A 7,171-nucleotide genomic window follows, 5' to 3' on the forward strand; every position below is an offset into this window, starting at 1 on the left:
CCCCTGCCGCAAGACTGGCTGGCTGCAACGGTCGAGGTGTTCCGCGCCGAGGGTTATCAAACCGAGGCGCAGGCCGAGCCGTTGGCGGAAGATCAATTGGGCCGTGAATGGGAGTGGGAAGAAACCCCGGAAGTCAGCCTGAAAATCGTCGACGACCTGGACAGTGCCATTGCCTTGTTCAATCGCTACAGCCCGCAATTCACCGTGTCATTGATCAGTGAAAGTGCCGAGGCCCAAGAGCGTTTCTACAACGCGGTCAACGCGCCTTTTGTCGGCAATGGCATCACCCGCTGGGTCGATGGCCAGTACGCGTTGAACAAGCCGGAACTGGGTCTTTCGAACTGGGAGAGCGGGCGCCTGTTCGCTCGCAGTGCGATTCTCTCGGGTGATGGCGTGTTCACCATTCGTAGCCGCATGACCCAGGTCGATCTGGGCGTCAAACGCTGAGATAGCGGAACCGGTGACCGCTGCAAGGGCGGTCACTTTGTTGAACAAACGGCAGTTCTGATCAAGCGGCTTTGATCGCCTTGGCCGATACGGCACAAGTGCCCGGATGCTCGACCAGCGACACAAAACTTCGGCTGTCGGCATCCAGCGCGTCGATCGAACCGGTCTCGATGTCATACACCCAGCCATGCAGGTTCAACAGGCCTCTTTCCTGGGCCAGTCGCACACTCGGGTGCGTCTGGATGTTGGCCAGTTGGGCAATGACATTTTCCCGAACCATCGAGCTGACCTTGGCCGCTTCGCTGGCGTGTGGCCGGCCTTCGTTGATCACTTTCGCTGATTCGGCGTGTTGCAGCCAGCCGCTGACGGCGGGCAGGTGATCCATGCATGTGCACTTGGCTACCGCTGTCATGGCGCCGCAGTCCGAATGGCCGCAGATCACAATGTCGGTGACGCCGAGCACAGCGACGGCGTATTCGACAGTGGCCGATACACCGCCCGGATGCGGACTGTAGGACGGCACGATGTTGCCGGCGTTACGGATCACGAACAGCTCTCCGGGCTCTTGTTGGGTCAGCAGTTCCGGCACTACACGGCTGTCGGAACAAGTGATGAACAGCGTGCCTGGATGTTGGGTGGTGGCCAGGTGTTTGAACAGGTCAGTGCGTTGTGGAAAGGCTTCTTTCTGGAACTTCAAGAAACCGTCGATGAGCGCTTTCATGATCGCTTCCTCATGGGTGAGCAGGGTTTGGCCCGCACCGGTAGTGCGGGCCGGTAACAACTTAGAAAGGGCGCAGCGGCAGGAACTTGCCGTCGAGGGTGATCACTGCGCGGGAGCCGCCTTCCGGATCTTCGACTTTCTTCATGTCGAGCTTGAAGTTGATCGCGCTGATGATGCCGTCGCCGAACTGCTCATGAACCAGGGCTTTGAGGGTGGTGCCGTAGATCTGGATCATTTCGTAGAAGCGGTAGATGGTCGGGTCGGTCGGCACACCCGAGAGGCTGCCGCGCAGCGGGATGATCTGTAGCCGGGCCACTGCGTCGGCGTCCAGTTCGAGTTTGTCGCCTACCACTTTGGCGGCGGTTTCCGGCAGCGGATGTTGACCGAGCAGGGCAGCGGTGACGTAGGCCAGGCTCAAGCCGGTGCCATCGGCGAGGTCCTGCCACGACAGGTTTTTGCGTGCCTTGGCATCAAGGACGGAAGTGGTCAGGGCCAGGCTTGGGTCGTTGTAGGCGTGGGACTGTTGCATGGTGATTCTCCTATCGGGAGTGGCGTTGCTTGGGTGTGGGGCCATCTTCTGCCGATCGACTCATAGCGTCCAAGATCGATATACAATGCAATCCATAAGCACAGCCTATAGATGGAGAATCCCGTGTTGCTTCGACATTTGCGTTATCTGCTGGCGGTTGCCGACCAGGGTGGTTTCACTCGTGCCGCCGAAGTGTTGCACGTATCCCAGCCAACCTTGTCGCAGCAGATCCGGCAACTGGAAGAGTCTCTGGGCGTGAGTCTGTTCGACCGGACCTCGCGCACGGTCAAACCGACCGATGCAGGCCAGGCTTACATTGAATGCGCGCGGCGGGTATTGGTGGAGCTGGAAGCGGGCAGGCGTGCGTTGCATGACGTGAAGGATCTGTCTCGCGGGACCTTGCGCCTGGCCATGACGCCGACCTTCATGGCCTATCTGGTTGGGCCGCTGGTGCGCGACTACGTGGCGCGTTACCCGAACATCCATCTGGAGATTTTCGAGCTGTCGATGGATGAGATCGAGGCCGGGCTGGCAGATGATTCGCTGGATATCGCGATTGCGTTTGATCAGGTGAGAAGCGCCGACATCGAATCGATCCCGGCGTTTACCGAAACCCTGGGGTTGATGGTCGGGCGGGATCATCCGCTTTACGAGCGTCAGGAGGCGTTGTCCGCCGAAGAGGTGGCCGAGCTTGAGTTTGCCCTGCTGAGCCCGGACTACATCACCCGCACCTGCATTGATGAGTATTTCGCGCAGGCGTACATCACGCCCAAGGTGGTGATTGAAGTGAACTCGGTCAATACGCTGCTGGAAGTCATCCGGCATTCCGCCATCGCCACCATCCTGCCGGAACCCATCGCCACTCAGGATCGGGCATTGCGAAAATTGTCCATGCTGGGAGCAGCGCCTGAACGCGGGGCTGCGTTGCTGCGGCGCAAGAACAACTACCACAGTGCGGCGTCGGTGGCGTTTGTTGAGCTGGTGTTGGGGACCGATCATCCGTGATCAAACCAATACCTGTAGGAGCCAGCTTGCTGGCGATGGTCGTTAACGATAACGCGTGCGAGCTGGATAAACGCGGCGCACTTGAGTCTATCGCCAGCAGGCTGGCTCCTACAGTTTCCAGGGATTGCGTGAAGAACCATAAAAAAAGCCTGCTCCTTATTGGGAGCAGGCCTTGTTTATCAATAAGTCAGCGACGACTCATTCAATTAGTAGAGCCGGTCAATCACCCGAACTTCGTTCTGATCCTGCATCGAGGCCCAGGCCTGTTTCAGGGTTTGCAGAACATTACCGATGAAGTCCTTGTCGGCTGCGGCTTTCTTGCCGACATAGCCCTGGCCGCGACGGTACATCTTCAGTCGGGCCAGCAGGTTCTGGTTGTTCTGGTCAAACTCTGCTTCATGGGCATGAGGCGACAGGCAGTCGATATGAACCTGGCCACACTTGCTGATCCAGAGAATGTGGCTGTCGTGGCTGTCTTTCTTTGCAGCGAACATACGAGCCAGTTCATCGATAGTTGGTTGATTGTTCAGATTCATCATAAAGCCCCTTGACCAATTGGTGATCTTTCAAAGTTGATTCGCTAATACAGGTAGCCCATCGGTTAGTTGATCCCTGGCACCGAAACCAGGACGTCAGCGTTCGACCGCCTTATCGGGCGGGGTCCTGCGTCTGTTGCATGTAGTCGTGTTGAATAACTGCTACGCAATAGCGTCACAACGAAGAGAAGCGGCGAAAACCTTAAGGCCACTGCCGACATTTTCAGGGTCGGCCACAAGCTTCATGAGGATTGCTCGCCAAGACTTCTCGCCCTTGTACTGGACGTTCAGGCCAGGTCAGCTTCTTCAATCTGCCTTGTGGGCAGCGTGTATCCGGGAAAAACAGCTCGGCGGTCAGACGAGCTTGCTCAAACGTGTTGCCTGTACTCCCGATCGGGGAGACGTCTGCATCATGCAAGGGCAAATCGGAGGCGTCAACGGTTTTGTAGTGATTATTTTTGGTCACTACATATTGTCGGACAAAGCTGTTCGGAATTAGCGCGGGGAGTTGAGGGCGTGTCGGTCAGGATGACAACGGCGGACACTCAAAGCGGTAAAAAGTGCAGGGATAACCGTCAACCACCTGCTGATGCAGGGTGAATCCGTCAACGCCGAGCCCCGGCATCACGGCGGCCCAGAACAGGCGTGCCGGCTGATTCGCCTCGATATGGAAAATCTGCCATTGACCGGGGAATTGGCTCAAGAGGGTGGAAACGACAAATCGCGCGACACCCCGGCCACGGAAGCGTCGGCTGACAAACAGATAGCCGATGTTGTAGTCGGCACCGGGTAGACGGGTCTGGTTATCCACGGTCACGAAGCCGGCCAGTTCTGCGTCGACCTTGATCAGGAAGGGGCGGGTGGCCGGGTTTCGCCAGTAGTCCGGCATGGGCAGGATGTTGAAGAGGCCGTATTCACCCAGTTTCAGCGGCAACCATTCGCTGAAGTCGTAGATGTAGAACTGCATCAGGTTTTCGATGGTTTCCAGCTCATCGCGTTGGGCGGCGTGCAGTTCTATCGAAGACATACGAAGTGGCTCCTGACAGGCCAAGGGACACAGTTGATTATGGTCGGCGTCGCACGATCTGTGGCGGGTTTAAGTAGTGCTTGCCGGTTTTGACTTGCGCCGGGTGCCGCTCGCTGGTTTGCGCGGAGCGCCTTTGCGCTTTTTCTTCCAGGGGGCTGCGGCGGATCCGCCGGGCGGTGGACCGCTGATGGTCAGGCTCAGTCCGGAGCAACGACTGACTTGCTTGCTCATCCACGCCGCCTGTTTGGTGACGAACTCTTCCAGACTCATTTCCCCGCTTTGCACCATGTCCAGCGCCTGTTCCCAGATCGCCGTCGTGCCCGGATCGGCGATGGCCCGCGGTACGGCGTCGATCAGGCTGAACGCGGCCGGCGTGGCGGCCAGGGCCTTGCCGTTCTTGACCAGATAACCACGGTCGAGCAGGCCCTGGATGATCGACGCACGGGTCGCTTCGGTGCCGATACCGGTGGTGTCCTTGAGCTTTTGCTTGAGCAGAGGGTCTTGCACCAGTTTGGCGACATTCTTCATGGCCTTGATCAGATCGCCTTCGGTGAACGGCTTCGGCGGTTGGGTCCAGAGGTCCTTGAGTTGCACGCCGGCCACGGCGCAGTCGATGCCTTCGGCCAGGTTCGGCAGTGTCTGCGGCGCCGGGGCTTCGCGCCCCTTGGCCGGAGCCAGCGCTTCGGGCAGGGCGCGTTTCCAGCCCGGCTCGATGATCTGCTTGCCGACAGCGCGCAGGGCTTGGCCTGCGCAATCGAAGTCGGCCTGGGTGCGGTCGTATTCGTGATTGGGCAGGAATTGCGCCAGGTATCGCGCGCGGATCAGGGTGTAGACCGCGCGCTGTTTGCCCGCCAGCCGGTCGAGATTCTTCGCCGCAGCCGTGGGGATGATGCCGTGGTGAGCGCTGACCTTGGCATCGTTCCAGGCCCGTGAGCGCCGTTGCGGATCAAGGTGATCGTGCAAGGCGTTCAACGCCGGGTCGGCCTGGCGCAGCGCCGCCAGAATGGCTGGCGCCTCGCTGTGCTGGCTGAGGGGCAAGTAGCCGCAATCGCTGCGCGGATAGGTAATGACTTTGTAGGTTTCGTACAGCGCCTGGGCGATGTCGAGTGTTTCCTGGGCGCCGAGGCCGAGTTTCTTTGAGCAGACCTCCTGCAGGGTGCCCAGATCGAACGGCAGCGGAGCCACTTCGCGCATCCGCTCGGTGCGCAGTTTGATCACCCGCGCACTGGCCGCGCCGCTCATGGCGTTTGCTGCTTGTTGTGCCAGCGCCTGGTTCAGGCAGCGGTCCTGATCGTCGCAAAGGTCCGATGCCGCGCGCCATTGCGCCGTGAACCCGGTGCCGTTGTGTAGCAGTTGCACATCGATGGCCCAATAGGGGACAGGCACAAAGTCGGCGATGCTGCGATCGCGATCCACCACCAGGCGCAAGGTCGGCGTTTGCACCCGGCCGACTGGCAACACGCCTTGATAGCCAGACTGGCGCCCCAGCAAGGTGAACAGCCGACTCATGTTCATGCCGATCAGCCAGTCGGCCCGGGAGCGACCCAGGGCCGAGTGATAGAGGCTGAAGGTCTCGTTCCCCGGTTTGAGTGCCGCGAGGGCCTTGCGGATGGACGCATCGTCCAGCGCCGACAACCAGAGCCGGCGGATCGGCCCGCGATATCGGCAATGCTCCACCAGCTCCCGGGCGATCATCTCGCCTTCACGGTCGGCGTCCGTGGCAATGATCAGTTCGCTGGCTTCACCGAGCAGGCGCTTGACCGCTTTGTACTGGCTGGCGGTACGCGGCTTGACGGTCATTTTCCACTTTTCGGGAATGATCGGCAGGTCCGCCAGCACCCAGCGCTTATAGCGCGCGTCGTAGGCATCCGGCGGTGCGGTTTCCAGCAGGTGGCCGATGCACCAGGTCACCGTGACGTCCGTTCCCAGCCAACAGCCATCGCCCCGGCGCCTGGCGCCGAGTACTGCCGCTATGTCTTTGGCCTGGGAAGGTTTTTCACAGAGGTACAGCCGCATAACCACCATCGTCGATCTATGTGTCAGGGGTGCACAGAATGGCGCTTGATGGTCAATGGAGCAATCTTTATCTGTATGGATGTACAGCTTTGTGTGTCGTGCCGACGGACTGTGCCGGCAGGCTCCGTTCGGCTGTGAAGCCGTCGGGAGGGGGAAACTTGGGTTATACCTGATAAATCGTGGTCGCAGGTTTTGGGGCTGCTGCGCAGCCCATCGCGGGCAAGCCACGCTCCCACATCATCGATTTGCAGGTCCATCACCGTCATGAGGAACGTATTCCATGAAAAGCTCCGGTCCTAGTCCTGTCATCACTATCGCCGAGCAGCCCGGCTGTTTGCTGGTGAAGTTTCACGGTATTCAGGTGGCCGCCTCGGCGCGGGCCCTGGTGTTGCTGGAGGCCAATTACCCGCCGGTGTATTACGTGCCGCGAGAGGATATCGACGAGAAATATTACGCACGCACCGACCACACCAGTTATTGCCCGTACAAAGGCGATGCGAGTTATTTCAGTTTGCAGGTGCCGGGGCATGAGAGTGCCAATGCAGTGTGGAGTTATGAGTATCCCAAGATATCGGTGGAGCAGATACGCGGATATGTGGCGTTCTACCCGGATCAGGTGAAGTTTGAGTTGTTGGACGCCGAGGTTTGATGGTCGCCGTCAGCCGGGCGCAGCGGTGGCGAGAGAGTCTGTGTACTCCCTCGCCAGCCGGGTGGATCAGTTCTTGTCGAGATCCACGTTGCGAGTCTCACGCAGGCAAATCATCCCCACCACCAGGCTCACCCCGGTAATCACCACCGGATACCACAGCCCGTAGAAAATGTCTCCGGTGTACACCACCAGGGCGAACGACACCGTCGGCAGGAAGCCGCCGAACCAGCCGTTGCCGATG

The 7,171-nt window shown here is 59.5% G+C and carries 7 protein-coding genes and 2 pseudogenes; 3 read left to right on the forward strand and 6 right to left on the reverse strand.

Going from position 1 to position 7,171, the window contains the following annotated elements:
- Nucleotides 1-447: pseudogene (locus PMI29_RS16880) on the forward strand (aldehyde dehydrogenase family protein); the annotation flags it as partial.
- Nucleotides 448-508: 61 nt separating this feature from the next.
- Here PMI29_RS16880 and PMI29_RS16875 read toward each other — a convergent pair.
- Complete coding sequence (locus PMI29_RS16875) at nucleotides 509-1,168, reverse strand: carbonic anhydrase (RefSeq protein WP_007997333.1); 660 nt, start codon at nucleotides 1,166-1,168, stop codon at nucleotides 509-511.
- 61 nt (nucleotides 1,169-1,229) lie between these two features.
- Entirely contained in the window at nucleotides 1,230-1,697 is a 468-nt protein-coding gene (gene cynS / locus PMI29_RS16870) for a cyanase (protein ID WP_007997334.1), read from the reverse strand.
- Between the two features lie 123 nt (nucleotides 1,698-1,820).
- On the opposite strand from cynS, the gene cynR reads away from it, so the two are divergent.
- Complete coding sequence (gene cynR / locus PMI29_RS16865; protein ID WP_007997335.1) at nucleotides 1,821-2,702, forward strand: transcriptional regulator CynR; 882 nt, start codon at nucleotides 1,821-1,823, stop codon at nucleotides 2,700-2,702.
- Between the two features lie 206 nt (nucleotides 2,703-2,908).
- Here cynR and PMI29_RS16860 read toward each other — a convergent pair whose 3' ends face one another.
- The 3 genes from PMI29_RS16860 to PMI29_RS16850 all read right to left on the reverse strand — a co-directional run bounded on the left by PMI29_RS16860 (nucleotide 2,909) and on the right by PMI29_RS16850 (nucleotide 6,281).
- Nucleotides 2,909-3,238: a hypothetical protein gene (locus PMI29_RS16860; protein WP_033052324.1), complete on the reverse strand. Its 330-nt coding sequence runs from the start codon at nucleotides 3,236-3,238 to the stop codon at nucleotides 2,909-2,911.
- Nucleotides 3,239-3,761: 523 nt separating this feature from the next.
- Nucleotides 3,762-4,265, reverse strand: coding sequence for a GNAT family N-acetyltransferase (locus PMI29_RS16855; protein ID WP_007997337.1), 504 nt, complete (start codon nucleotides 4,263-4,265; stop codon nucleotides 3,762-3,764).
- A gap of 69 nt (nucleotides 4,266-4,334) precedes the next feature.
- A complete protein-coding gene (locus tag PMI29_RS16850; protein ID WP_238541656.1) occupies nucleotides 4,335-6,281 on the reverse strand; it encodes a DNA topoisomerase III in 1,947 nt (648 codons plus the stop codon).
- A 280-nt stretch (nucleotides 6,282-6,561) separates the two neighbouring features.
- Between PMI29_RS16850 and PMI29_RS16845 the strand changes: the two genes are divergently transcribed.
- A complete protein-coding gene (locus tag PMI29_RS16845; RefSeq protein ID WP_007997339.1) occupies nucleotides 6,562-6,930 on the forward strand; it encodes a DUF427 domain-containing protein in 369 nt (122 codons plus the stop codon).
- Between the two features lie 66 nt (nucleotides 6,931-6,996).
- On the opposite strand, the pseudogene PMI29_RS31965 reads toward PMI29_RS16845, so the two are convergent.
- Nucleotides 6,997-7,171 (reverse strand): annotated as a pseudogene (locus tag PMI29_RS31965) (MFS transporter); the annotation flags it as partial.

It is taken from the genome of Pseudomonas sp. GM49 (genome assembly GCF_000282355.1).
Classification (GTDB): domain Bacteria; phylum Pseudomonadota; class Gammaproteobacteria; order Pseudomonadales; family Pseudomonadaceae; genus Aquipseudomonas.